This is a genomic window from Campylobacter sp. RM6914 (genome assembly GCF_004803835.1).
GTDB lineage: Bacteria > Campylobacterota > Campylobacteria > Campylobacterales > Campylobacteraceae > Campylobacter_A > Campylobacter_A californiensis.
In genome coordinates this window covers 1,514,379-1,537,774 of the sequence record NZ_CP012545.1, presented here as the reverse complement: position 1 = coordinate 1,537,774, position 23,396 = coordinate 1,514,379, and the positions used below count along the sequence as shown (strand labels likewise).

22 protein-coding genes are annotated in these 23,396 nt (G+C 38.3%); 19 read left to right on the top strand and 3 right to left on the bottom strand.

Translation table 11 applies throughout. From position 1 onward, the window contains the following. On the bottom strand, positions 1-1,302 hold the full coding sequence (locus CCAL_RS07925) for an MFS transporter (protein ID WP_169936774.1): 1,302 nt from the start codon (positions 1,300-1,302) through the stop codon (positions 1-3). 97 nt (positions 1,303-1,399) lie between these two features. Between CCAL_RS07925 and CCAL_RS07920 the strand changes: the two genes are divergently transcribed. From CCAL_RS07920 to CCAL_RS07830, 19 genes are all read left to right on the top strand, one after another. Then, entirely contained in the window at positions 1,400-1,894 is a 495-nt protein-coding gene (locus CCAL_RS07920) for a tetratricopeptide repeat protein (RefSeq protein WP_170015838.1), read from the top strand. Then, positions 1,891-2,505, top strand: a complete 615-nt coding sequence (locus CCAL_RS07915; protein WP_170015836.1) for a non-canonical purine NTP pyrophosphatase — start codon at positions 1,891-1,893, stop codon at positions 2,503-2,505. The genes CCAL_RS07920 and CCAL_RS07915 overlap by 4 nt, the downstream gene beginning before the upstream one ends. 42 nt (positions 2,506-2,547) lie before the next feature. Next, complete coding sequence (nspC, locus tag CCAL_RS07910; RefSeq protein WP_194239102.1) at positions 2,548-3,690, top strand: carboxynorspermidine decarboxylase; 1,143 nt, start codon at positions 2,548-2,550, stop codon at positions 3,688-3,690. 340 nt (positions 3,691-4,030) lie between these two features. After that, positions 4,031-4,753, top strand: coding sequence for a TorD/DmsD family molecular chaperone (locus CCAL_RS07905; protein WP_170015834.1), 723 nt, complete (start codon positions 4,031-4,033; stop codon positions 4,751-4,753). Between the two features lie 54 nt (positions 4,754-4,807). Beyond that, on the top strand, positions 4,808-4,981 hold the full coding sequence (locus tag CCAL_RS07900) for a twin-arginine translocation signal domain-containing protein (RefSeq protein WP_169936762.1): 174 nt from the start codon (positions 4,808-4,810) through the stop codon (positions 4,979-4,981). A gap of 31 nt (positions 4,982-5,012) precedes the next feature. Beyond that, positions 5,013-7,826, top strand: a complete 2,814-nt coding sequence (locus CCAL_RS07895) for a formate dehydrogenase subunit alpha (RefSeq protein WP_170015832.1) — start codon at positions 5,013-5,015, stop codon at positions 7,824-7,826. Between the two features lie 10 nt (positions 7,827-7,836). Further along, positions 7,837-8,469: a formate dehydrogenase FDH3 subunit beta gene (gene fdh3B / locus CCAL_RS07890; RefSeq protein ID WP_169936758.1), complete on the top strand. Its 633-nt coding sequence runs from the start codon at positions 7,837-7,839 to the stop codon at positions 8,467-8,469. Continuing rightward, positions 8,466-9,410 (top strand): formate dehydrogenase subunit gamma, encoded by a 945-nt coding sequence (locus CCAL_RS07885; protein WP_170015830.1) that lies wholly within the window; start codon positions 8,466-8,468, stop codon positions 9,408-9,410. The genes fdh3B and CCAL_RS07885 overlap by 4 nt, the downstream gene beginning before the upstream one ends. 51 nt (positions 9,411-9,461) lie before the next feature. Next, positions 9,462-10,241, top strand: a complete 780-nt coding sequence (gene fdhD, locus CCAL_RS07880) for a formate dehydrogenase accessory sulfurtransferase FdhD (protein ID WP_169936754.1) — start codon at positions 9,462-9,464, stop codon at positions 10,239-10,241. Then, on the top strand, positions 10,234-10,974 hold the full coding sequence (locus tag CCAL_RS07875) for a winged helix-turn-helix domain-containing protein (RefSeq protein WP_169936751.1): 741 nt from the start codon (positions 10,234-10,236) through the stop codon (positions 10,972-10,974). The genes fdhD and CCAL_RS07875 overlap by 8 nt, the downstream gene beginning before the upstream one ends. A 477-nt stretch (positions 10,975-11,451) precedes the next feature. Continuing rightward, a complete protein-coding gene (locus tag CCAL_RS07870) occupies positions 11,452-11,637 on the top strand; it encodes a sodium-dependent tyrosine transporter (RefSeq protein ID WP_169936749.1) in 186 nt (61 codons plus the stop codon). 114 nt (positions 11,638-11,751) lie between these two features. Further along, positions 11,752-12,840 carry a methyl-accepting chemotaxis protein gene (locus CCAL_RS07865; protein ID WP_170015828.1) on the top strand — a complete coding sequence of 363 codons (1,089 nt, stop codon included), beginning with the start codon at positions 11,752-11,754 and terminating at the stop codon, positions 12,838-12,840. Positions 12,841-12,897: 57 nt separating this feature from the next. Beyond that, complete coding sequence (gene yedF, locus CCAL_RS07860) at positions 12,898-13,497, top strand: sulfurtransferase-like selenium metabolism protein YedF (protein ID WP_170015826.1); 600 nt, start codon at positions 12,898-12,900, stop codon at positions 13,495-13,497. Beyond that, complete coding sequence (gene selD / locus CCAL_RS07855; RefSeq protein ID WP_170015979.1) at positions 13,497-14,522, top strand: selenide, water dikinase SelD; 1,026 nt, start codon at positions 13,497-13,499, stop codon at positions 14,520-14,522. The genes yedF and selD overlap by 1 nt, the downstream gene beginning before the upstream one ends. Before the next feature lie 95 nt (positions 14,523-14,617). Beyond that, on the top strand, positions 14,618-18,718 hold the full coding sequence (locus CCAL_RS07850) for an EAL domain-containing protein (RefSeq protein ID WP_170015824.1): 4,101 nt from the start codon (positions 14,618-14,620) through the stop codon (positions 18,716-18,718). A gap of 11 nt (positions 18,719-18,729) precedes the next feature. Then, positions 18,730-19,593 carry an ATP phosphoribosyltransferase regulatory subunit gene (locus CCAL_RS07845; protein ID WP_170015822.1) on the top strand — a complete coding sequence of 288 codons (864 nt, stop codon included), beginning with the start codon at positions 18,730-18,732 and terminating at the stop codon, positions 19,591-19,593. A 12-nt stretch (positions 19,594-19,605) separates the two neighbouring features. Beyond that, the gene (locus CCAL_RS07840) at positions 19,606-20,856 is read left to right on the top strand and encodes an adenylosuccinate synthase (RefSeq protein WP_169971983.1); all 1,251 of its coding nucleotides are present in this window, start codon (positions 19,606-19,608) and stop codon (positions 20,854-20,856) included. Then, on the top strand, positions 20,853-21,299 hold the full coding sequence (locus CCAL_RS07835; protein ID WP_169936737.1) for a flagellar export protein FliJ: 447 nt from the start codon (positions 20,853-20,855) through the stop codon (positions 21,297-21,299). Before CCAL_RS07840 ends, CCAL_RS07835 begins: the two co-directional genes overlap by 4 nt. After that, positions 21,292-21,861 carry a MotE family protein gene (locus tag CCAL_RS07830; protein WP_169936735.1) on the top strand — a complete coding sequence of 190 codons (570 nt, stop codon included), beginning with the start codon at positions 21,292-21,294 and terminating at the stop codon, positions 21,859-21,861. Before CCAL_RS07835 ends, CCAL_RS07830 begins: the two co-directional genes overlap by 8 nt. On the opposite strand, the gene CCAL_RS07825 is transcribed toward CCAL_RS07830, so the two are convergent. Both CCAL_RS07825 and surE read right to left on the bottom strand, forming a co-directional pair. Next, positions 21,862-22,512 (bottom strand): tRNA threonylcarbamoyladenosine dehydratase, encoded by a 651-nt coding sequence (locus CCAL_RS07825; RefSeq protein WP_170015820.1) that lies wholly within the window; start codon positions 22,510-22,512, stop codon positions 21,862-21,864. It abuts the gene before it with no gap. Between the two features lie 12 nt (positions 22,513-22,524). Next, positions 22,525-23,301 (bottom strand): 5'/3'-nucleotidase SurE, encoded by a 777-nt coding sequence (gene surE / locus CCAL_RS07820; protein ID WP_169936732.1) that lies wholly within the window; start codon positions 23,299-23,301, stop codon positions 22,525-22,527. Between the last annotated feature and the right edge of the window lie 95 nt (positions 23,302-23,396).

The window sequence follows — 23,396 nt, the reverse complement described above, 5'->3', positions numbered from 1 at the left end:
TTAAATTCCTAGTGCTTCTTTGAGCTGATCTTGGGTTATGATTTGCGAGTTGTATTTTATCACATAGTTTGTTTGTGTTTTATAGCACTCAACTATGCCTTTTAGTTGTGAAATTTCATTTAAATTTAGACTCTTAGAAAGCTCTAGGTATAAATTTTTAAATAAAGCGGGATTATCAAGTCTTGTTAAAAGTATAAGCCAAACTATACAAAGCAGAATAAAGACTCCGCAAAGAGCGTCAAGATCGAAAAATTTGAGTAAAGCACCCGCGCCAACTCCGCCGATAAATGTCCCCATAAAGCCAGAGGAGTTAAACACTCCAAGTGCGGCACCTTTTTCTCCTGCTTTTGCAAATTTTGAGGCGATTGATTGCATTATTGGTTCGTGAAGATTAAAGCCGATGAAAAACATCACGATCCCTGCACAAAACATGATCTCGTTTGCGCTAAAGCCAAAAAGTAGATAAGCCGCAATAAATAGTAAAATTCCTATGAGCAAAAGTTGCTTTCCAAGCCCTCTTTTTTCTCCCATCGCTCCGCCCAAGCCCATGGCCATAAAACCAAATACCGTGGAAATGGAGTAGATTTTCCAAAGCTCTTGTTTATCCCAGCCAAAATCATGCACTAAGACGATAGGAATTATCAAAAATGCGACAGACATCAGCATCTTTTGCATAAAATTTGTAGTGTTCATGAGAAATAAATTTTTATTTGAGATTAGTTTGAAAAATGGAGTTTTTGAACGAAAGGACTCTATCTTTTGCTCTTTTGGCACTAGAGTGTAGAGTAAGATAATGCTTAAAAAAGTAAGCATGATACTAAGATAAAAGAGGCTTGAAAGTCCAAATTTAGCGCTCATTGCTGGAGCTATAAGCATTGAAAGCGCAAATGAAACTCCGATAAAGCCACCCATTATCGCCATAGCCTTACCGCGCATCTCTTCTTTTGTGTTGTCGCTTATAAGTGCCGTCGCCACGCCACCTATCGCGCCTACGCCTTGGACTAAACGACCAAGAATCATGGTATAAATATCTTGCGCCCACGCACAGATAAATCCACCGACGATAAAGACTAAAAGTCCAAAAAGTAGTGTAACCTTGCGTCCGAAACGATCCGAAAGATAGCCAAAAGGTATCTGGAAGATCACCTGCATGAGCGCGTAAACACCGATTAGAACGCCGATTAGAAATTCGTTTGAACCATCAAGCTCAAGCGCATAAAGGCTGATAACCGGAAGAATGATAAAAATACCAAAAAATCTACTACCAATGATAAAAGATATAGGCAAAACGCTTTTAAACATTAAAAATTTCCTTTGAAAAATATAGATTTTACACTAAAAAGACTTAAAATTTAAAGTGTTTTTTGATAAAATCCGTATTATTTTTTAAGGAGCGAGGATGTATAAAATCTTTGCGGGGATTTTGTTTGTGATGATTTTGCTGGTGGGTTGCGCTAAGCCGGATACCGCACAAAAGCATTTTGAAAATTTTGAAGCGGCAATGAAAGTTAAGGACTATGATAAGGCTAAGAAAAACGTAGATAGTGCGTGCGCTATGAACCATGCGCAGGCGTGTTATGCGGATGGTCAGCTTTATTTGCATGCGCAAAATAAACCATCGGCAATTAAGAGATTTACCAAAGCTTGCGAGTTTGATCATGCGTTAGCTTGCGCAAAACTAGGGCGACTTTTAATGGGAAGTTCAGATATTAAAGGTGGTTTTGAGGCTTTGAAAAAGGCGTGTGAACTACAAGATGCTCTATCTTGCGCTTATCTTGCTAGATTGCATACGGTTGGTATGGGTGAAGTTATAAAAAAAGATGAAAGTATAGCAAGCGAGTATCATAAAAAAGCATGTATGATCGATAAAGAATTTTGTGAGCAAAACAAATGAAAATAGTACTTGCAACATCAAACAAAGGTAAGGTAAAAGAGATAAGAGAATTTCTAAAAGAGTATGAAATTTACGCATTAAGCGAGATCATGTCGCCGTTTGAGATAGTTGAAAACGGAGAGGACTTTAAGCAAAATGCACTCATCAAAGCTCGCGCGGTTTTTAAGAAGCTTTGCGAGTTAAATTTGCAAGATGAATTTATCGCATTAAGCGATGACAGTGGCATAAGTGTCGATGTTTTAGGTGGCGCGCCCGGAATTTACTCGGCTAGATATAGTGGCGAGGGAGCTACTGATGCCAGCAACCGTGCAAAGCTGATCGAAGGACTAAAAAATAAAAACGTTAAAAGCTCAAAGGCGCATTATACGGCCTGTATCGCAGTGGCTTCAAAATACGGTGAATTTAGCGCACATGGTTTTATGAACGGAATGGCGATTGATAAAGAAAGAGGTGAAAACGGTTTTGGATATGACGCGCTTTTTATCCCAAACGGTTTTAATCATACACTCGGAGAGCTCAAAGATGATGTGAAGCTTGAAATTTCACATCGCTCAAAAGGGCTTTTGCTTATTAAATTTGTATTAAAGTCGTTAAAAAAGAAATTTAAGTAGCACTAGAGCGCAAAAACGACTTTTGCAATATAAAGGAATAAAATGATAAATGATGTAATAAATTCGATAAAAACCCCGGCATACGTCTGCGAAGAGGCGCTTTTGCGTAAAAATTTAGAGCTTTTAAAGCGCGTTAAAGATGAGAGTGGGGCTAAAATTTTAGTCGCGCTTAAAGGCTTTGCTCTAAGCGGAGTTATGGATATCGTTAGCGAGTATCTTGACGGAGCGACTTGTAGCGGACTTTGGGAAGCTAAATTTGCTCATGAGTTCGTAAAAGGCGAGATCCACACCTACTCTCCAGCCTTTAAAGATGAGGACTTTGAGGAGATAATGGCTATCTCAAAACACGTGGTTTTTAATAGCTTTAATCAATGGGCGAAATTTAAAGATAAAGCGCTAGCAAACGGCGTAGTTTGTGGGCTTCGCCTCAACCCAGAGAGCTCTGCGTCGCCAACTGATATGTATAATCCATGTGCTAAATTTAGCCGTCTTGGTATCACAAGGGCAAATTTCAAGCCTGAAATGCTGGAAGGTATCACGGGGCTGCATTTTCATGCACTTTGTGAGGAGAGTGCGCAAAGCTTAGAGACCGTGTTAATGGCGTTTGAGGAGAAATTTGGAGAGTTTATACCAAAGATGAAATGGATAAATTTTGGTGGCGGACACCATATTACACGGGCCGATTATGATGTAGATTTGCTCATCTCGCTTATTAAAAATTTTCGTGAGAAATACGGCGTCGAGGTTTATCTTGAGCCTGGAGAGGCAGTTGGCTGGCAGACTGGATTTTTGATCTCAAGCGTGCTTGATATAGTAGAAAATGAGAAAAATATCGCCATTTTAGATACTTCTGCCGAGGCGCACATGCCAGATACCATCCTCATGCCTTATCGCCCTGCCGTAAGAGGCGAGAGTAAAAACGGCAAATTTAGCTACCGCTTTGGGGGCAACACTTGTTTAGCAGGAGATATCGTAGGGCAAGATGCAGGAAATGCAGACTATAAATTCGAGAACGAATTAAAGATCGGCGACAAGGTGATATTTGAGGATCAAATTCACTACACAATCGTAAAAAACACGACTTTTAACGGTATTATGCTGCCGGATTTGCTCCTGCTTAAACAAAACGGCGAGATAAAGACGCTTAGGAAGTTTGGCTTTGAGAGCTACCGAGATAGAAACTAAAATTATAAATTTGACCAAAAAGTCGGATATGCTTATATGAAAAACGAGTTGCTTTTTAGAATTTTTACTTTTTTGGATTGGGCAAATAGCTTTTAAAAGGCAACTTTGTTATATCTTCTGTGAGTTTTGTAAAAGATTTCGATGTAGTTTTAACACGAAAATCGCACAAAAACATCAAAATTATAATATGCAATTAAGGCATATTTAAGTAACGTTTAATTTTAAAAACTTATATTTTTTTAAGACTAGCTACTAAGCAAAGTTGTGATAAATTTTCAAAAATGGATAATATTGAGTTATCAAAATGGCTTCTTTAGGGAGCTTAAAATAAGGAAATAAAATGAGCGATACAAAAAGTGTCTTAAACGCTAGGCGAATTTATTATCTGCTATTTTCGCAACTTTTTGTTTTTACAGATAAACAAAATCGCTATGATAAGGTTTTAGACCTTTTAAATATCATAAAACAGTCCCCTCTTAATGATGAATGCGCCAAAGCAATAGACAACCTTTTATTAAAATTTAATACACAAAACCTTGAAAATATCGTGCAAGAATACGACGATATATTTCATGCTCCACCACATGCTATACACAACAGTTTTTCTTTTTATGAAGAGGGTTATGAGACCGGAAGTGCGTGTGCTAGAGTTAGAAAAATACTTGCTAAAACCAAGATCAGAAGAAATGAAGTAGATTTTAAAGAGAATGAAGACAATGTTGGATTTTGTTTTGCGCTTATGCAAGAGTTTTTAAGTTCTCAAATTTCAGATGACGAAGAGAGTGGAGAATTTGCCTCACAGCTTTTTAAAACTATTATAAATCCAAACATAGATGACTTCATAGATGCTGTTTATGAGCATGAAAATTCAGACGCTTATGCGCTAGCCTGTATCATTCTACAAAATTTTATAGAATTTGAAAGAATTTTTTACGAAACACCAAAACCTATCGTAGATAGAAAGATAAAGGTTCAAGACGGAGTATCACGCTCAGAGGCTTTAAGAAGAGAACAAAACAGACGAGCTAAACGCCTTGAGCGAGAGCTTAGTAGTGATGTATAAACGAAATAAGAACGATAATAAAAAAGAGTGGCTATAACACAGAAAGGAAACTTTATGGAAAAAAAGAGTAGACGTGAGTTTATAAAAAAACTTATGTTAGGAACAACTGCGGTGGGTGCCGTAGCTGTTGGATCTAAGGCGCTCGAAGTCAAAGAGGACGAGCAAACAAAGCAAGTTTTATATAAAAGAAGTAAAACTTGGGAATTTTACTATAAACAAGCAAAATAGATAAAAACAATAATAATGAAAGGAAGAGGAAATGATAGAAAATGCATCGCCTTTAGTGGGCAGACGCTCTTTTCTTAAAATGGCATCCTTGGGTGCTATTGCCGGTGCAGGTAGCGCATTTGCTAGTGATGCCGTTAGAAAAGCTACGGCTCATGAGATAGGCAACCCATATCCGGGTTCAAAAATGGTTAAATCGATTTGCAGTATTTGCTCTGTAGGCTGTGGTGTAATGGGCGAAGTCGTAGACGGAGTTTGGGTACGCCAAGAGGTAGCACAAGATCACCCGATAAGCGCAGGCGGACACTGCTGTAAGGGAAGCGACGTTATCGATATGGTACGTTCACATTGTCGTGTAAAATACCCTATGGTAAAAGAAAACGGCAAATGGAAACGCATAAGCTATACCGAAGCGTTTGATAGAATAGCTGAACAACTAAAAAAATATAGAGAGAAAAACCCTGAACAAGTAATGTTCTTAGGATCTGCAAAAGATAGCAACGAGCAAAGTTACTACATCAGTAAATTTGCTGCAATGTTTGGGACAAATAACTTAGATCACCAAGCAAGAATTTGACATAGCGCAACAGTCGCCGGTGTGGCGAATACGTGGGGTTATGGCGCAATGACAAACCACCTTGGAGATATCCAAAACTCAAAATCTATATTTATAATAGGTGCAAACCCAGCGGTAAATCACCCTGTTGGTTTTAGACACTTTTTAAAGGCTAAAGAAAACAACGGTGCGAAACTAATCGTAGTTGAACCAAGATACACAAGAACTGCGGCAAAAGCTGATATTTTTGCTCAAATTCGTCCTGGAACAGACATACCGTTTATGTATGGTATGATGCATTTGATCTTTAAAAACGGCTGGGAAGATAAGAAATTTATCGAAGATCGTGTTTATGGAATGGATGAAATTCGTAAAGAGGCTGAGCACTGGACACCTGAAGTAGTTGAGGATGTAACCGGCTGCAAGCCTGAAAAACTACTTGAAGTAACAGAAGCTTTTGCTAAAAACAAACCCGGATGTGTAGTATGGGCAATGGGTCTAACACAACACACTATCGGTAGTTCAAATACTCGTATAGCTTCTATTTTGCAATTAGTTATAGGCAACATGGGTAAAGAGGGCGGCGGCTGTAACATCCTTCGCGGTCACGATAACGTTCAAGGTGCTAGCGATATGGCAAATGCTCCTGATAGCTTACCTGGTTATTATGCTAAAAATGAAGAAACTTGGAAGTATTTTGCCAAAATGTGGGGCGTAGAATACGAATGGTTACAAAAAAATTACATCAAACCTGAATGGATGTTTAAACCCGGCTTTACACTAGCTAGATGGTGGGCAGGCGCATTAAACGGCAAAGATGGAAATGATGCGATAGAAAATGCGGGAGATGCACTAAAGGCTCTTGTTGTTATAGGCAACGGTATAACTTCAACTGCTCAACAAGTTAAGGTTCAAGAGGGTCTTGACGCGTTGGAGCTTTTGGTTTTAGCCGATCCATTTGTAAATGAAGCGGGAATTATAACAAACAAAAAAGATAATGTATTTTTACTTCCTGCTACATCACAGTTTGAAAACAGCGGAACAGTTGTAGCTACAAACAGAAGCGGTCAATGGAGAAGCAAAATTTCTAACGCAATGTATGAAAGCAAACCGGATCATGAAATTTTATTTGAGCTAGCTAAGCGTTTGGGATTCTATGATGAACTAACTCGCACTATCCGTGATGCAAACGGTAACATTGAATGGCCTGAAGCAGCAACTCGCGAAATAGCAAAAATAGTAAAATCTATCGGCCTTACCGGTTGGACGCCTGAAAGACTAAAAAATCACCAAGAAAACTGGGATAAATTTGACGAGAAAACACTTCTTGGTAAACCAGGAACTCCTGTTGAGGGAGAGTACTACGGACTTCCATGGCCTTGCTGGACAGAAGATCACCCAGGCAGCCCGATACTATATAACGTAGATGTTCCTGTTATGAAAGGCGGTATGGGCTTTAGAAATCGCTTTGGACTAGAGCACAACGGTGTTAGCCAGTTGGCAGCTGAGGGCTCTGCTCCTGTTGGGGGTGTTGTAAACGGCGGTTATCCTCAAATAACAAAAGCAAATATCGAAGCAGTGCTTGGCATAACTCTAACCGATGAAGAGCGTGAAGCAATGGGCGCTACATGGGCGACTGACGGAAGTGGTATAATCGCTAAAAAATGTATGGAAAAGGGCATTGCTCCATATGGAAATGCAAGAGCTAGAACTATTGTTTGGACATTTGTCGATCAAATTCCAAAACACAGAGAGCCATTGCACTCACCACGTCATGACCTAGCGCAAAAGTATCCAAACTTTGAAGATAAGCCAAACCACTATCGTGTTCATACTCAATACAAGAGCTTGCAGCTAAGCAAGGATTTCTCAAAAGAATTTCCTGTAAACTTAATAACTGCTCGCTTAGTAAATATGAGTGGTGCAGGTATGGAAACTAGAGCTAGTAAATACCTAGCAAGACTAACACCTGAAATGTTTGCCGACATCCATCCTGATATGGCTAAAGATTATAATCTTAAAGACGGCGATATGATATGGATACATTCACCTGAAGGCACGAAGATAAAAGTCAAGGCACGTGTTGTTCCGTCTGTTCTTCCTGGTATGGTGTTCTTGCCATTCCACTTTACGGGTGTTATGCAGGGCGTTGATATGACGGGAAATTTCCCTGATGGAACTAAACCTTTTGCCGTAGGCGAGAGTGCAAACACTGTTGCGAATTACGGATATGATATTGTTACTCAAATCCCTGAAACAAAAGGTGGTTTGTGTAGGATAGAGAAGGCGTAAGGAGACTATGATGAGCGAATTTAATCAAAATAATAGACTAAAATTTTACTGTGACAACGACCGTTGTATTGACTGCAACGGTTGTGCGGTCGCATGTGATGAGGCTCACGAGCTTCCTATCGGCGTTAGAAGACGCCGTGTTATTACGCTAAACGAAGGAGTTATAGGCAAAGAGGTATCTACGTCTATAGCTTGTATGCACTGCGAAGATGCGCCTTGTTCGCTTGTTTGTCCGGTTGACTGCTTTGTTATACGTCCTGATGGTATCGTTCTTCACGATAAAGAGGTTTGTATAGGTTGCGGTTACTGCTTATATGCTTGTCCTTTCGGTGCTCCACAATTCCCTAGAGAGGGTGTTTTTGGTGCAAAAGGTAGCATGGATAAATGTACTATGTGTGCCGGCGGTGTTAATATCCAAACAAATTCAGAGCATGAATTTGAAGAGTATGGTCAAAATCGTATAGCAGAAGGAAAAGTGCCTGTTTGCGCGGCTATGTGTTCGACAAAAGCTTTACTTGTGGGAGAATCTGATATAATAGAGCAGATTTATCTTGATCGGGTCAGCGCAAGAGGATATGGTGTTAAAAACATCAAAGAATCTCCGACATGGAAAATCGCGTATTATACAAAGGACAGAGTATGAGAGTAATATTAGCTTTTATTGCCTGTGTAATGAGTGCTTTTGCTTTGCATTTACCTGATGGAACAAATCAGTATGACAGTAATGTTTGGGCTGCGGGTAGAGTTGAAAACATAAAAGGTTACGAAGGCGGAATGGGTGAAATTTTTACATTCATCCAAGGAAATAACTACTTTGCTTACGGCGTTGTAGCGATTATTTTGGCGGTTATTGGTGCATTTATCCTGCACTTTTTAATCATCGGTCCAAAACACTTTAGCCACGACGGTAAAAAAGTTTATGCGTTTGACATAGTTGAGAGAATTTCTCACGGTATTGCTGCTCTTTCATGGGTTATATTGGTTCCTACCGGTATAATTATGATGTGGGGTAGCTCATTTGGCGGCGGTGCATTTGTAAATTTCATGCAAGATTTACACGTTATCGCTACTGTTTTCTTTACGATCTCAGTATTTCCTATGATATTTTACTGGACTATTAGAATGCTTCCTGCGGTTTATGATATCCGCTGGATGTTCATAGTAGGCGGATATTTGTCTAAGAAAAAACGTCCTGTTCCGGCAGGTAAATTTAATGCCGGTCAAAAGGCATGGTACTGGGTTGCTATACCTGGCGGTTTAGTTATGATAGCAACAGGTGCTGCGATGTATTTTCTTGACTTTAAAGCGGTTCCGGTAGCTGACTGGCTTGGAATTTCACAGATCGAAGTTCTTCGCTGGAGTGTAATCATACATAATATCTTGGGTATCGTTTGTGCGGTATTCTTCCTAGTTCACATCTATATGGCAGCTATTGCTATCCATGGAGCTATTTGGTCTATGGTAAATGGATACAAAGAGGAAGAAGAGGTATATGTACTTCACCATTACTGGTATCAAGAGCTTGTCTCTAAAAATAAAATTCCCGTATCTGACTACGAGAAAGTTTACGATAAACTAAAATAAAACACTTAAAAGGGCTTTACTCTAAAGCCCTTTTTTCTTCAAAAGGTAAATATGCAACCTATTTTTACTACAAAGATAACAAAATTTAAGTCAAACGATAGTTTCGAATGCGATGACATACTTGTAAGAGAGATCAAACTTGATATAAATGTTAACGGTGCCAAAGCAGGCTCTATGATGGCAACACCTACAGACGTAGAAGCTCTTGGGATAGGTTATCTTTTAAGTGAAAATATAATTAAATCTTACTCTGATATAGAACATATAGATTTTAACGAAGCTGAGTTAGCATTAAACATAACCGCGCGTATAGATGAGGGAAGTTTAAACATTTTAACTACGGAAAATGTGATCATAAGCGGTTGTGGTAGAAGTGTAACTGCTAGTGTAAATCCTGCAAACATGAAAGCCAAAGTTATACAAAATGATATAAAATTTAAACGCTCTGAAATTTCAAAGCAAATGGGTGAATTTTACACCCAGTGTGACCTTTATGAAAAGACAGGTTGCGTTCATACCGCAAAACTCATGATAGGGGATAAATTTTATATCGGCGAAGATATAGCCCAGCATAATACTATAGACAAAGCCATAGGTAAGGCCGTGATGGATGGTGCAAATTTAAGAGATGGAATTTTGATGGTAAGCGGAAGGTTAAGCTCTGAAATGGTAGTAAAGGCTGTTACAAATTCTATCGCGGTGCTTGTTTCAAGAACGGCTCCAACCAGTCTAGGTGTGCTTATCGCAAGAAGATTTAACTTAACTCTTTGCGGTTTTGTAAGAGGAGAAAATTTAAACGTTTATAGCGGAGCGGAGCGTGTCTATGCTTGATAAAGTGCAAGAATATATAGAAAAATTTAAAAATAAAAACGGTAGGCTTGACTGCGGAGTTGCATTTAAAATAGCCGATAAGCTCCAAGTAGACGTTGCTCTTGTTGGAGATACGGCAACGCAAATGGGTGTAAAAATAGACGCTTGTGAGCTTGGTCAGTTTGGCAAGTTGCCTTTGGAATTTGGTAGTGTAATGGCATACAAAAACCTTCAGCCCATGCTTGACGAGAAGTGTCGTATAACTTGCAAAGATGCTAGAGACGCGGCAAAGGGCGTTGGCATGAAAAAGATCCGTTCAACTTTGCGTGATTACAATATCGATGTAAAATACTGTCAGCTTGGCTGCTTTAAAGAAAAAAAAGGAAAGAAGATGATCGTAAAAACAAAGACTTGGATAGAAAACAGCGAAGGCGAGTTGCTCTTTGGCAAGGGAAAAACTGAAGTTCTTGAAGTTATAGCGGAATCGGGCAGCATAGTAAAAGCGGCTGAAATTTTAGGCATGAACTATAAAAAATGCTGGACTCACTTGCAAATTTTGGCTAAAAATTTAGACGAAGATCTTGTAAACACAAAACAAGGCGGCGGCGGAAGTGCCGGAACTACGTTAAATCCACGTGCTTATGAGCTTATAAATGCATACAAGCAGCTTCAAAGAGACATAGAAGACTATGCAAATAACCGCTTTAAAGAGCTGTTTTTAAATGATCAAAAAGATAGAGTTAGCAAAAAATAATTAAAATTTTTAAGCCAAGCCAATAAATCTGGTTTGAAAACTCAAAATTTTTAGACTCTAAATGTGACTTCTTGTGGCAAAATTTTTAAGTTTTGCGCAAAAGTTAAATTTATCTTGATGCTTGTAAAATGCTTTTTAATACCAATTCTTCGGTAAAGTGATACCAAATTTAAGCCGTTGGCTTTTGAAATACGTTCATCTCATCAGTTCTTAATGCTTTTTACTGTTAAATTTTACGTTTTTGGCTTTGGGGTAAAGTAAACTTTCAAACAGCGTGCTTATTGTAGTGTCATGATTTGTATTTTGGTTAAATTTACTCTTTAAAAATTATGCTAAAACGGCAGGATTTATATGCCTAAAATGCAGAATTTACATTCGTAACAAATTTAAGCCAAATACCGTAAAATCAAGCTTTATAAGCATTTAAATATATAAAATCATGTAATATAAGTTTGAAATTTATATAAAGGAGAAAGTATGTTTATTAAGCTAAATGACCGTGTGTATCTAAACACCGATCGCATAACAAGAGTAAAGATAGATAATGTCCAAGACGGCATCCGCATCCGCTTTTATGAAGGCGCTGCACAAGTTGCTAAAAGCGGTAAATTTGAAAGCTATGAAGCTGCTCAAAAGTGGCTTGAGGCTAATTTCGTAAAATAAACCCGTCGGGTTGCAAAAGACCCGATTAATCCTTATAAATTTACTCCCGTATACTACCTTTTATACAAAATATTGTAAAATACATAAAAATATATCAATCTCTAGGAGGTTTGCATGTTTGGCAGTGGCAAAAGACTGGATGAAACAAATGAAAAATTGCGTCTTTTAAACGAAGAAAACAGTGCTTTAAAGCATGAAATAGATGCCCTAAAGTCCCAAATTTCAAGCCTTAAAAGCGCAGATAATAAACAAAGCGATAAAGAGAAGTTAAAGCAAAACATTATCGATCTTTTAATAAATAGCTATGCGGACGGTATAAATTTCCTGCAAGGCACTATGGAGGAAAATCTATTGATGCTAGGTAGTGTAAATAGCCTAAATAACGAAACCTTCGGCAAGACCAAGGGGCTTCAAGAGAGAGTTGTAGCGGTTGTAAAATCAATGCAAGATGTGCAAGGCTCAAGCGATGTTTTGCACACTAATGTTTCTAGTCTAAACTCAAGTGTGGACTCTATCGTTGAGATAATAAATTTAATCAAAGACATATCCGATCAGACAAATTTACTTGCTTTAAACGCTGCTATCGAGGCTGCTCGTGCCGGCGAACACGGACGAGGTTTTGCCGTGGTTGCCGATGAAGTTAGAAAGCTTGCCGAAAGAACGCAAAAGGCGACTCAAGAGGTTGAAGTAAACATAAACGGACTTAAACAAAATGCTAACTCCATGACTGAGATAGCGGAGAAATTTATCAGTCTTTCGCAAGAGGTCTCAACGACTTTGGGTGAATTTCAAAGCAATATCGAAGATGTAAAAACAAACACGGATGATATCCTAAATCAAACCATGAACGTAACAAACGAGATAAATATCAGCAACGGAAAGATAGATCATATAAATTTAAAACTATCGGCATATAAGAACTTTCTTTACGGCGAAAAAGTAGATATGTCAGATCATGTTAATTGCCGTTTTGGCAGGTGGTTTAGCGAACATATCAAGCAAATTTTATCAAACAACTCTCGTGTGATAGATGAAGTGGCAAAACATCATGACAACGTGCATAAAGGGTTGCAAAAAGCAGTTACGCTTTTTGGCGACAAAAGTAGCAAAAAAGATGGTGTTAGCGTGCTTGCCGATGTTGAAAATTCAAGTAAGCACGGGTTTGAAATTTTACTAGAAGCGGTTAGAAAAACTAGAAGATAAATTTAAAAATACAAATAAGATTCAAGTCTTGAATAAATCAAATTTTAAAGGAAAAACATGCAATTAGACTGTAGAAATTTAGAGTGCCCTGAGCCGGTTATTAGAACTAAAAATGCCATTGAAGGCTTAAAAGACGGCGAAGAGCTTGAAATCTTGGTAAATTCGCTTGCCCCACGCGAAAATATATCGAGATTTTTAAAAAACCAAAATCAAAAATTTAGCCTAAGCGACCTTGCAAACGGCGAAACTCTTATAAAAACCGTAAAAAACGGCGAAATTTCTGACGTAAATTTAGATGAATACAGCTGCGAGATCGTAAGCAAAAAACCAGGAAAAGTCATCTATCTTAACGAAGATAGAACAGGTAGCGGACCGGTTGGTGAAACTTTATTGTCAAAATTTTTAGGTGCATTTATGCAGGTTGAGACTAAGCCTTATGCGGTTTTACTTGTAAATAACGCCGTTAAAATGACGACTGATCGCGGACATGTTAGCTTTAAAGCATTAAAAGACCTAGAAAACGCAGGGGTTAAAATTCTTAGTTGCGGAAGCTGCCTTGAAGCTTATAGATTAGTTGATAAATTAGCCATAGGTGAGATAACAAATGCTTTTGAAGTTGCTGATTTACTAAGTAGGTTTGATACGATAAAATTATGATTTATAACGATAAACAACTGACCAAATTTGTTCGTGCCGCGGGTTGAGCTGCCAAACTTGACCCGGCGGGTCTAAACAAAAGTATAGGCACACTAAATTTAGCTCACGAAAATTTAATCTCATCAACAAATAGCAATGAAGATGCTAGTGTTTTTAAGTTAAGCGAAGACCTGGCGCTTGTTCAGACGCTTGACTTTATAACGCCTGTGGTAAACGATCCGTTTATTTACGGGCAGATAGCCGCGGCAAATTCGTTAAGCGATGTTTTTGCCATGGGCGCACAGGTGATCAATGCTTTAAACATTGTTGGTTTTGATAGTTGCAACTTAAGCGAGGAAATTTTAACCGAGATAATGGCCGGCGGTGCCGATAAGGTGAGAGAGTGTGGTGGCGTGATAGTCGGCGGACATAGCATAGCAACTCCTGAGATGTATTATGGTCTTAGCGTTACCGGTAGGGTTCATCCAAAGAAATTTTGGGCAAACAACACCGCAAAAGTCGGAGATGTATTAATCCTAACAAAACCGCTTGGTATGGGTGTTTTAAGCACAGCGATAAAGGGTGGATTTTTAGGTTTAGAGCAGATAAAAGAGGCTGCTTTTCATATGGCTCACTTAAATTTCTATGCAGTTGGTGCGATGAGTGAAGTTCGTGTAAATGCAGCTACGGATGTAACAGGATTTGGCTTTTTGGGGCATTTGAGCGAAATGGGAAGAGATGATATATCGTTTGAAATTTATACTAAAAATATACCGATCTTAAAGAGTGTTTACGAGATGGCAAACATCGGACTTTTGCCTGAAGGCAGCTATAAAAACCGTGAATTTGCAAGTAAATTTGTAAACGGCGATGCGGATATTTTGCTTTATGATGCACAAACTTCGGGCGGACTACTTTTGGCAGTGGATGAAAAAGACGCAAATAAAGCCTTTGATAGACTAAAGGATGTAGGGTATGACTACACAAGCGTGGTTGGTGAGGTTAAAACAAGACAAAGTGGGAAAAGTCTGATAAATTTGGTTTAAAAAGACACTAAAAGCGCGCAACTTATGCTAAAACAAGTAAAGTTTTGATAGAATCAATCCTTACAAACTTAAAATACTGAAGGGTTTTAAAGTTTATGCAAAAAAGTATAGTCGGCAAAACAAGTTGGCAGGTAATAAAAAAACTTTATATCGAAAATTTACTCGCATTGGTTGCGTTTGTCGCTCTTTGCTTTTTCTTAATCAGCTTTAAAGACAGCAATATCGCGCGTGATCTTGAAAAGCTAAACACCGATATAAATTTCGCCATAAATAGAAACTTTAGGGTCATAGAAGACGACCTTGCTATGAAGGCTAAAATTCTAAATTCCGGTCTTCAAAAAGAGTATAGTCTTATAACCGATAAAACTCTACGAGAATTTTATAACGCGTTTTATATTATAGATGAAGACGCAAATTTGCTGTATAAGCGTGAATTTGAAGATGCAACCCCTTTAAAAAGCTTTAATATACCTTGGATACAGCTTCCGCATTTTCAATACTTTTCTCTCTCAAGAAGATTTTATAAAGATGGTGCGCTAGAGGCCGTATATGCCTCATACGAGCTAAATAACGGCAAGAAGATTATCGTTCAGATAGATCTAAAGCTTTTAAATTTAAGCCTAAATAACGCTTTAAGTCAAAGCAACGATATAGCATATGTTGTTGATAGAAACGGAAATTTACTAACAAGCAATTTTGCCCAAACATACGATAAAGACAGATATGATGCTTATATAAAATTTGGTGAGGAATTTGGCAACACAAGAGGTATATTTTCACTAACACAGATGAGATACGAAACGATAAGCTATATCGAGGCGTATAAAATTTTTGTTATATCAAGATCTACAAAACACGGTGAGATACTTTATCAAGCGATACTTTTATCTATAAGTTTTATAAGCTTTATTGCTTTTATCTTTTTGTGGATAAAAGATATAAAGTATATTAGAAATGACTTTCTAGCCCCGCTGGGCGAACTTGTTAGGTTTTTATCAAATAAAAAAAATAAGCTAGATACGCAAAATATCACAGGTGATATCCTAACCATAAACGACGGCATAACAGATCTTTACAAAGAGCTCGATGAAGCTAAGATGGCTCTTGAGGCGTATAAAAAACGCTTTGGATATGTGTTTGAACAGAGTTTTTTAAATATCATAGTATATGACGCATATACGGGAGATATCGTAAATGTAAGCAACAAGGCGTTAGATGTTTACGGATATAGCATGGAGGAGATGCTTAGCTTAAATATCAGGGACATTGTATACTCGACATTTGCTGATATGTTTTATGACAGAAGAAGCAGTATAGAAAATTTAAAGCCATTTAAAACAAAACACCTTCTTAAAAACGGCGAATTACGCGATATGAGCGTGGTTGTTTCAAATATAGAGATAGACAACCAACGCCTTGCATTTTCTGTTATGAGAGACATTACCGGTGTAGAAAACGAAAGCAAGATAAATGAAATTTTGCAAAAGTATATATTTGTCTCGCCAAATATGATGATGATCGCTGATGCAAGCGAGCCGTTTGTGATAAAACAATTTACAAATAATACTAATAAAATTTTAGGTATAGCAGAAGATAAGGAATTTAGCTTTTCGTTTGATGTTAGAAATTTTATCACTCAAGAGAGTTTGATGAATTTTGTTAGCGCTATCGAGGTAGGTATTAGGTTATTTACATTAAACAAAAATGTTTCTGATAGCGTAAGGCTAAACACGGGTGTGATAACAGCTGATGGTAAAAAGTTGTTTTTTAAAGTATATGCTAAATTTATACTCGATGACGACAATGACATTAGTAAGATCGTCTACTCTTTTAGCGACTTAACGGACGAACAGCAACTTCAAGATAGATACGAGCTTGAGATAAAAAAATATAAAAATGTTCTTTGGGCTTCATCGTCGGTGGCATGGACTTATGATGCACAAAGCAAGGAGATACAAACTAGCGACGAATTCGCCAAGATGTTAGGATATAACTCTAAAAGCGACCTGGGGATAATCGACATTAAGCGCATAAGAGAGCTTGCGGTTGATTACGTTAATGATTTTGAAAGCTTTTTTGACGAGATGAAGCTTGAAGACGGCTCATATATGAGCGATATTAAATTTTATGCCAGAGATAGAAGCGTAGTTTGGATAAATATGCGAGGCAAAAATTTAGAATTTAGCGATGACGGCAAGCCTCTTATCATAAACGGCGTCTTTAGAAATATCATGAAAGACCAGCAGTTCTTGATATATCAGCAGATGTTGTCTTCTGTTTTTTCATACGCAAAAGATGGCATAGCTATAATTGATCTAAATTTTAACATCATAGACGCCAATGAAGCGTTTTTAAATATGTCCGGACACGAGCAAGAAGAGGTTCTTAGCAAAAATATCTCTGAGATAAAAGGGGTTGAGTTTAAGGATAGAATTTTACCTGCTGTAAAAGCTCAAGGAACTATACAGAGTAAAATTTGGAGCAGACATAAAAACGGCGAAAATAGACTTGAAACCGTCAATGTTTCAGAACTAAGGGATAATGACGCAAATGTATTTTGTTATGTTGTGATCGTCTCTTCTATAAATGACTTTGCCGCAAACAAAGACTATCTTGAATACATCGCTTATCACGATCCTTTAACAAAACTTCCAAATAGATTTTTGCTCACTCGTAAACTTGATGAGATGATGAATGTAAAACATAAAAATATAGCCGTAGCCTACATCGATATGGACGGCTTTAGAGAGATAAACGAAACTTACGGTCATCACACAGGAGATAAGCTACTGCTTGAAATTTCTAACGAGATAAACAAGCTTTTTGACGATCAAGATATGCTCTCAAGGATAGGCGGAGATGAATTTGTTGCACTTATCCCTTATGAGAAAAAGGGCGAAGTCTACGAGATGGTGCAAAACATGCTTCGTATCGCGTCTGAAAACATAGAACATAACGGCGGTCATATAAAAGTAAGCGCAAGTATCGGTGTTAGCATGCGAAGCGAAGAGAACAACGTAAGCGGAGATGACTTGCTAGAGCAAGCTGACTGGGCGATGTATCAGGCAAAACTTGCCGGAAAAGGCGGGTATTATATCTTTGATGTTAAAAAAGATAGAAATTTCAAAAACCAATACGAAGATGGACTTAAAATTTCAAAAGCCCTTGCAAACAACGAATTCTTTATCGAGTATCAACCTGAAGTTAATATCAAAACAAAACAAGTTGTAAGATATGAGGCGCTTATACGTTGGAACAACGGCGGCGAGATATGCTATCCTGATAGCTTCTTACCTCTTATAAAAAAGCAATACATCCTTGATGATATCGCGCTGTTTGCCATTAGAAAAGCCCTAGATGCTTGCGCACTGTGGAATAAAAACGGCAAAAACATAAAAGTATGTGTAAATTTGGGCATAGAGCAGCTTTGCAGTGATGAGTTTTTTAATAAATTTGAAGCCTTGGTTGAAAGCGACAACAAGCTTGATACTAGCATGCTTATATTCGAGATCGTTGACTCAAACACGGTTGAGAATTTGCCGATAGCTTCTAAAATTTTAAAGAGATATAAGCGTTACGGGATAAATTTCTCGCTTGATGATTTTGCTTCTCGTGCTAGTTCGCTTGAAGCTTTTAGTGTATTGCCTATAGAGAGATTTAAAACCGACAAAAGACTTACTGTTCGCATGTTTGCCTCAAAAGGTGCGATCGTTATTTTAAGAATGGTAAGACAAATTTCAAATATGCTTCATCGCGAAGTAACTATAAAAAATATCGAAAACAAACGCATGTTAGAAACGCTTATAGGATTTGGCTACGAGTGTTTCCAGGGTAATTACTTTACAAAACCGTTAAGACTTGATGAGGCGTTGAGGTTTGAATTTAAGGGACTTGACGATGACGTTAAACAAGAGTATATAAGCGATAGTGAGTTTGAAAGATTAAGGGATTATATTGAGTTAAAAAGTTATGCAAACGATATCATCTTATATTTAACTGGCGATGAGACGATAAGGGGTGACTTTGAGTTTGATATCTTAAAAGATGATATAAGCAAAAAACTAAAAGCTACAAATGAAATTTATATGGATATTAGAGAAAAACTCATATCGGCGCTTGAAGCAAACGACGAAGCCAGCGCCATACAACTGGCTCAAGAAGTAAGCTTAATATGTGATGAGAACTTAAATTTATAAACGAGGAAGCAATGAGAGAAAACACACAAAATTTAAATGTCTATGAACATGAAATTCCTATCGGAAGTAGACTTTATTTTGGTAAAAGCGCAAAAGTAAAGAGAGAGATAGAGCAAAAGGCAAGTGAAATTTTGACCGATGAAGGCTTTAGTGAGATGGTAACGCCCTTTTTCTCTTATCACCAGCACTTAAGCGTAAATGCAACACAGCTTTTAAGATTTAGCGATCATGCCAACCACCAAATAAGTCTGCGTGCAGATAGCACCGTAGACGTAGTGCGCATAGCGCTTCGAAGGCTAAAAAGCGATAAAGGCAAGAAATGGTTTTATATACAGCCTGTTTTTCGATATCCAAGCTCTGAAATTTATCAAATAGGTGCTGAACTTATCGGAGAAAGTGACCTTTCTATCAGCTTAAAGATCGTTGCGAAACTTTTAGGCGAGCTTGGGCTAAAGCCGGTATTACAAGTAAGCAACATAGAAATTCCTCATACGATATGTGAAATTTTAAATTTATCCATAGATGTTTTTGAGCGCGGGCAGATAGAGCAAATTTTGGCTCAAGATGTTGATTGGTTAAATCGCCTAGCTCTTTTAAAATCACCCGAAGAGATCGACGAGGTAAGTAAAATTGTGCCAAAAGAGCTTGTAAAGCCGCTTACAAATTTAAAAGAACTTGCAAAGGCTTCGGAATATGAAAATTTAAGAATAGTTCCGCTATATTATTCAAAAATGAGATATTATGATAAGTTATTCTTTAGGTTTTTAAGCCAAAATTCGATACTTGCCGGCGGTGGAAACTACGAAATAGACGGCGCTCAAAGTAGTGGCTTTGCTGTTTATACTGATGCATTGATAGAACAATTAATTGATTAAAAAGGACGGAAAATGAGAAAAGCTGATTTGGTTGTCGGTATCCAATGGGGAGATGAAGGTAAGGGTAAGATAGTTGATATGCTATCACAAACTTACGATATGGTTTGTCGCTCTCAAGGCGGTCACAACGCCGGTCATACGATCTGGGTAGATGGCGTAAGATACGCTCTTCACCTTATGCCAAGCGGAATTTTGCATAAAAATATCATAAACATAATAGGCAACGGCGTTGTTGTAAGCCCTGAAGTTTTGATAAGCGAAATGGCGCAATTTGACGAACTTGAAGGAAGACTTTACATAAGTGATAAGGCACATTTAAATTTAGCTCATCACGGACTAATCGATCAAGCAAAAGAGCGTCTAAAAGGCGATAAGGCTATCGGAACTACAGGTAAAGGCATCGGACCTACTTATGCCGATAAGATAAGCCGCACGGGACATAGGGTTGGTGAGCTAAGAGATCCGGATGCTCTTTGTGAGGCGCTTATGCGTGATTTTAAGGCAAACAAAGACGTGTTTGACGCACTTGGTATCAAAACTCCTGATAGACAAGAGCTTTTGGAAGAGTTAAAAAGATACAAAGAGGTGCTTGAGCCGTATATCGCAAACACAACCCGCATTATATGGCAAGCGATCGATGAAGGTAAGAAAATTTTATTAGAGGGCGCTCAAGGAACTCTTCTTGATATTGATCACGGAACATATCCTTACGTAACTAGCTCAAACACTATAAGTGCCGGCGCTTGCACGGGACTTGGACTAAACCCAAAAGAGATAGGCGATGTTGTAGGAGTTATAAAGGCTTATACGACAAGAGTTGGCTTTGGACCGTTTCCTACCGAGGATAAGACAAAAGCCGGAGATGATATGTGTGATATCGGCAAGGAATTTGGCACTACAACCGGTCGTAGAAGGCGCTGCGGTTGGTTTGACGCCGTTAGTGTAAAATACTCTGCAAGACTAAACGCCGTAGATAAATTTGCACTTATGAAACTTGACGTGCTTGATGGATTTGAAACTGTTAAAATTTGCAAAGCATATCAATATAACGGCGAAACTATCGACTATGTTCCGACAGATCTTGAAAACGCAACTCCGATATATGAAGAGCTTGAGGGCTGGGACAGTGTTAAGGGTATATCAAGATATGAAGACCTTCCAAAAAATGCGATAGCTTATATCGAGCGTATAGAGGCATTAACGGGTGTTAAAGTAGGACTTATCTCTACAAGCCCTGAAAGAAGCGACACTATCATCAGATGAAAAGTAAATTTACTCAAGTCGTTCGCGTTAAAAAACAGGTTTTAGACAAGATCGAAGCCAAACTTGTCCTGGCTAGGTCAAATATCGTTACATGCGAGAACAACGTATTGTTTGCTACTCAAACATTAAGTAAATTTGACATGCCAAGAAGTGGTAGCGCAAGCGACTTGAGACAAAATTTAGAGCTTTTAAAGATAATGCGAGATGAGCTTAAGGGGCTAAAAGAGCGCTTGGAGCTAGCCAAGAAAGAGCTCATCCATCTAAACCACCAGCATAAAAACGCGAGTTTGGACTATGAAAAAATGAAATACCTTGAGCAAGAAGACTTTAAGACCGAGATAAAAAGAGTTCAAAGAGAGCAAAGTGCGGCTCTTGATGAGTTTGCCGTGATGAAATTTGCATCTAGGTCAAACGAGGCTATTAAAGAGGTTGTTGATGCTTAGGATTTTATTTGTAGTTTTTGTTAGTCTGAAATTTACTTTTGCTTATGATATTCCTGTTGATTGCACACAAATTTTTGAAGCTAGAAAGGCTGAAATTTTAAAAGAGGTTGAGCGTATAGATGAGGAGCGCCAGGCTCTTGAGGCGTTTCGCGCTAGCACGCAAGCTGCTTATGAAAGCTCCATGGCAAAACTTAGCAAAAAAGAAGCGGACATAAATGCCACCATGAGAGTAGTTGATCAAAAACGTAGAGAGATCGATGAAAGAGTTGCACAAAACGAGGAAATTTTAAAAGAGCTTCGCACGATGACTACGGATAAAGTAAGCGAGTCTTATGCAAAGATGAAAGATCAGTCTGCAGCCGATGTTTTATCGCAGATGAGTAGGGCTCAGGCTGCAACGATAATGTATGCTTTAGAGCCTAAAAAGATTTCAACCGTTATGGCTAAAATGGAGCCAAAAGTTGCGTCTGAGATCACCATCCTTTTAACAAAAGGACCACCCTTTGTCGATGAGCCAAAGGATGTTAAATTTGATGCACCGGCTGGAAACTTACTCGAGTAATTAGGCTTTTGATAAAATTTTTCTAACGGCGAGAGAGGCTAAATTTAGTCCAAAAACCGCCGTAACACCCATAAAACTTCCAAGTGATTTACAACGCGGCTCTTCGGTTGAAAAGACCACTTCAAAATCCCCGTTAAACCCGGCTTTCCTAAGCTCGTAGCGGTATTTTCTAGCCAAAGCATCAACGCTTGTTTTCCAAATCGAAGCTACTTTAACCTTTGTGGCATCTATCCGTTTGCCCCCTCCCATCGAAGCGATCAGTTTATCGCCAACCTTTAGCGCTAGGGCGACTTTTGCGCTCATATCATCAATAGCGTCTATAACAAGGTCAAATTCGCTAAAGTCAAAATTTTGTATAAATTCGGGCGTGATAAGCTCATTTATCGCCTCTATGCATTCGTAGCGTTTTTTAAATTCATCTACTTTTATAGCGCCTGTAGCCTCGCTGTAAATTTGTCTGTTTTGATTTGTTATATCAAAGGTATCTTTATCGATGATAACTATCTTGCCAACTCCAGCGCGAGATAGCGCGTCAACGCATATACCGCCAACTCCGCCAACCCCACAAATTAAAATTTTAGCATTTTTTAACTTCTCAAAGTCATCACCAAAGAGCCATCTTGAGCGAGTAAATCTATCTATCTTGTCCATTTTTGTCCTTGCTTAAACATTTAAATTTGCTCTTAAGTGTTCTAGGCTATCGTGTGCCGTCATATCAAGCATGATTGGAGTTATGGTTGCAAAACCTGCATTTATCTCGCTTAGGTCGGTTTTTTGAGTGCTGTCTATATAATCAAGCGCGGCGTTTCCAAGCCAGTAATACTCCACTCCTCGTGGGTTGCGATTTAGACTGGCACTTGTTGCATAGGTGCGGTTTCCAACCGGAACGACAGCGTAACCTTTGAAATTCTTAGAGCTTACGGCAGGGATATTTACATTTAAAAACTGTCTTGGAGGAAGCGAAATTTCATCATTTAATACCTTTGAAACGATAAATTTTACCACTTCTCTTGCAAGGTCAAAGCCTAAAACGTCTATGCTATCGTTTTGATAAAACTGTGAAAATGCGATACTTTTAACACCTTGCAAAACCCCTTCCATGGCTGCACCGCACGTTCCAGAGTATGTTATGTCCTCTCCTAAATTTGCTCCGTGGTTTATGCCTGAGATTATGAGGTCTGGTTTTTTGGCATAAAGTGCATGAAGTGCAAGATATACGCAGTCGCTAGGCGTTGCGTCGTCAAGCTTGAAAAATCCATCATCAAGTTTTATAAATCTAAGTGGTTTTGTGAGGGTTAGAGAGTGTGCGCAGGCTGATTTTTCGGCACTTGGCGCTACTATGGTTACATTTACGTCAGGAAGTTTTTTAAGCTCAAGAGCAAGCTCATGAAGCCCTCTTGCTTCAAATCCATCATCGTTTGTTATGAGAATTTCTTTCAATATCGTCCTTTTAAATTTTGCCGATTTTATCACATCTTTATTTAGCACGGGTTAAATTTAAAATTTTAAGACGTTTTTGATAGAATTTTGGTTTT

What these genes read in the sequence shown, in the direction of transcription:
- CCAL_RS07925 (WP_169936774.1), bottom strand. Translation starts at nt 1,302, where the DNA reads ATGTTTAAAAGCGTTTTGCCTATATCTTTTATCATTGGTAGTAGATTT.
- CCAL_RS07920 (WP_170015838.1), top strand. Translation starts at nt 1,400, where the DNA reads ATGTATAAAATCTTTGCGGGGATTTTGTTTGTGATGATTTTGCTGGTG.
- CCAL_RS07915 (WP_170015836.1), top strand. Translation starts at nt 1,891, where the DNA reads ATGAAAATAGTACTTGCAACATCAAACAAAGGTAAGGTAAAAGAGATA.
- nspC (WP_194239102.1), top strand. Translation starts at nt 2,548, where the DNA reads ATGATAAATGATGTAATAAATTCGATAAAAACCCCGGCATACGTCTGC.
- CCAL_RS07905 (WP_170015834.1), top strand. Translation starts at nt 4,031, where the DNA reads ATGAGCGATACAAAAAGTGTCTTAAACGCTAGGCGAATTTATTATCTG.
- CCAL_RS07900 (WP_169936762.1), top strand. Translation starts at nt 4,808, where the DNA reads ATGGAAAAAAAGAGTAGACGTGAGTTTATAAAAAAACTTATGTTAGGA.
- fdh3B (WP_169936758.1), top strand. Translation starts at nt 7,837, where the DNA reads ATGAGCGAATTTAATCAAAATAATAGACTAAAATTTTACTGTGACAAC.
- CCAL_RS07885 (WP_170015830.1), top strand. Translation starts at nt 8,466, where the DNA reads ATGAGAGTAATATTAGCTTTTATTGCCTGTGTAATGAGTGCTTTTGCT.
- fdhD (WP_169936754.1), top strand. Translation starts at nt 9,462, where the DNA reads ATGCAACCTATTTTTACTACAAAGATAACAAAATTTAAGTCAAACGAT.
- CCAL_RS07875 (WP_169936751.1), top strand. Translation starts at nt 10,234, where the DNA reads ATGCTTGATAAAGTGCAAGAATATATAGAAAAATTTAAAAATAAAAAC.
- CCAL_RS07870 (WP_169936749.1), top strand. Translation starts at nt 11,452, where the DNA reads ATGTTTATTAAGCTAAATGACCGTGTGTATCTAAACACCGATCGCATA.
- CCAL_RS07865 (WP_170015828.1), top strand. Translation starts at nt 11,752, where the DNA reads ATGTTTGGCAGTGGCAAAAGACTGGATGAAACAAATGAAAAATTGCGT.
- yedF (WP_170015826.1), top strand. Translation starts at nt 12,898, where the DNA reads ATGCAATTAGACTGTAGAAATTTAGAGTGCCCTGAGCCGGTTATTAGA.
- CCAL_RS07850 (WP_170015824.1), top strand. Translation starts at nt 14,618, where the DNA reads ATGCAAAAAAGTATAGTCGGCAAAACAAGTTGGCAGGTAATAAAAAAA.
- CCAL_RS07845 (WP_170015822.1), top strand. Translation starts at nt 18,730, where the DNA reads ATGAGAGAAAACACACAAAATTTAAATGTCTATGAACATGAAATTCCT.
- CCAL_RS07840 (WP_169971983.1), top strand. Translation starts at nt 19,606, where the DNA reads ATGAGAAAAGCTGATTTGGTTGTCGGTATCCAATGGGGAGATGAAGGT.
- CCAL_RS07835 (WP_169936737.1), top strand. Translation starts at nt 20,853, where the DNA reads ATGAAAAGTAAATTTACTCAAGTCGTTCGCGTTAAAAAACAGGTTTTA.
- CCAL_RS07830 (WP_169936735.1), top strand. Translation starts at nt 21,292, where the DNA reads ATGCTTAGGATTTTATTTGTAGTTTTTGTTAGTCTGAAATTTACTTTT.
- CCAL_RS07825 (WP_170015820.1), bottom strand. Translation starts at nt 22,512, where the DNA reads ATGGACAAGATAGATAGATTTACTCGCTCAAGATGGCTCTTTGGTGAT.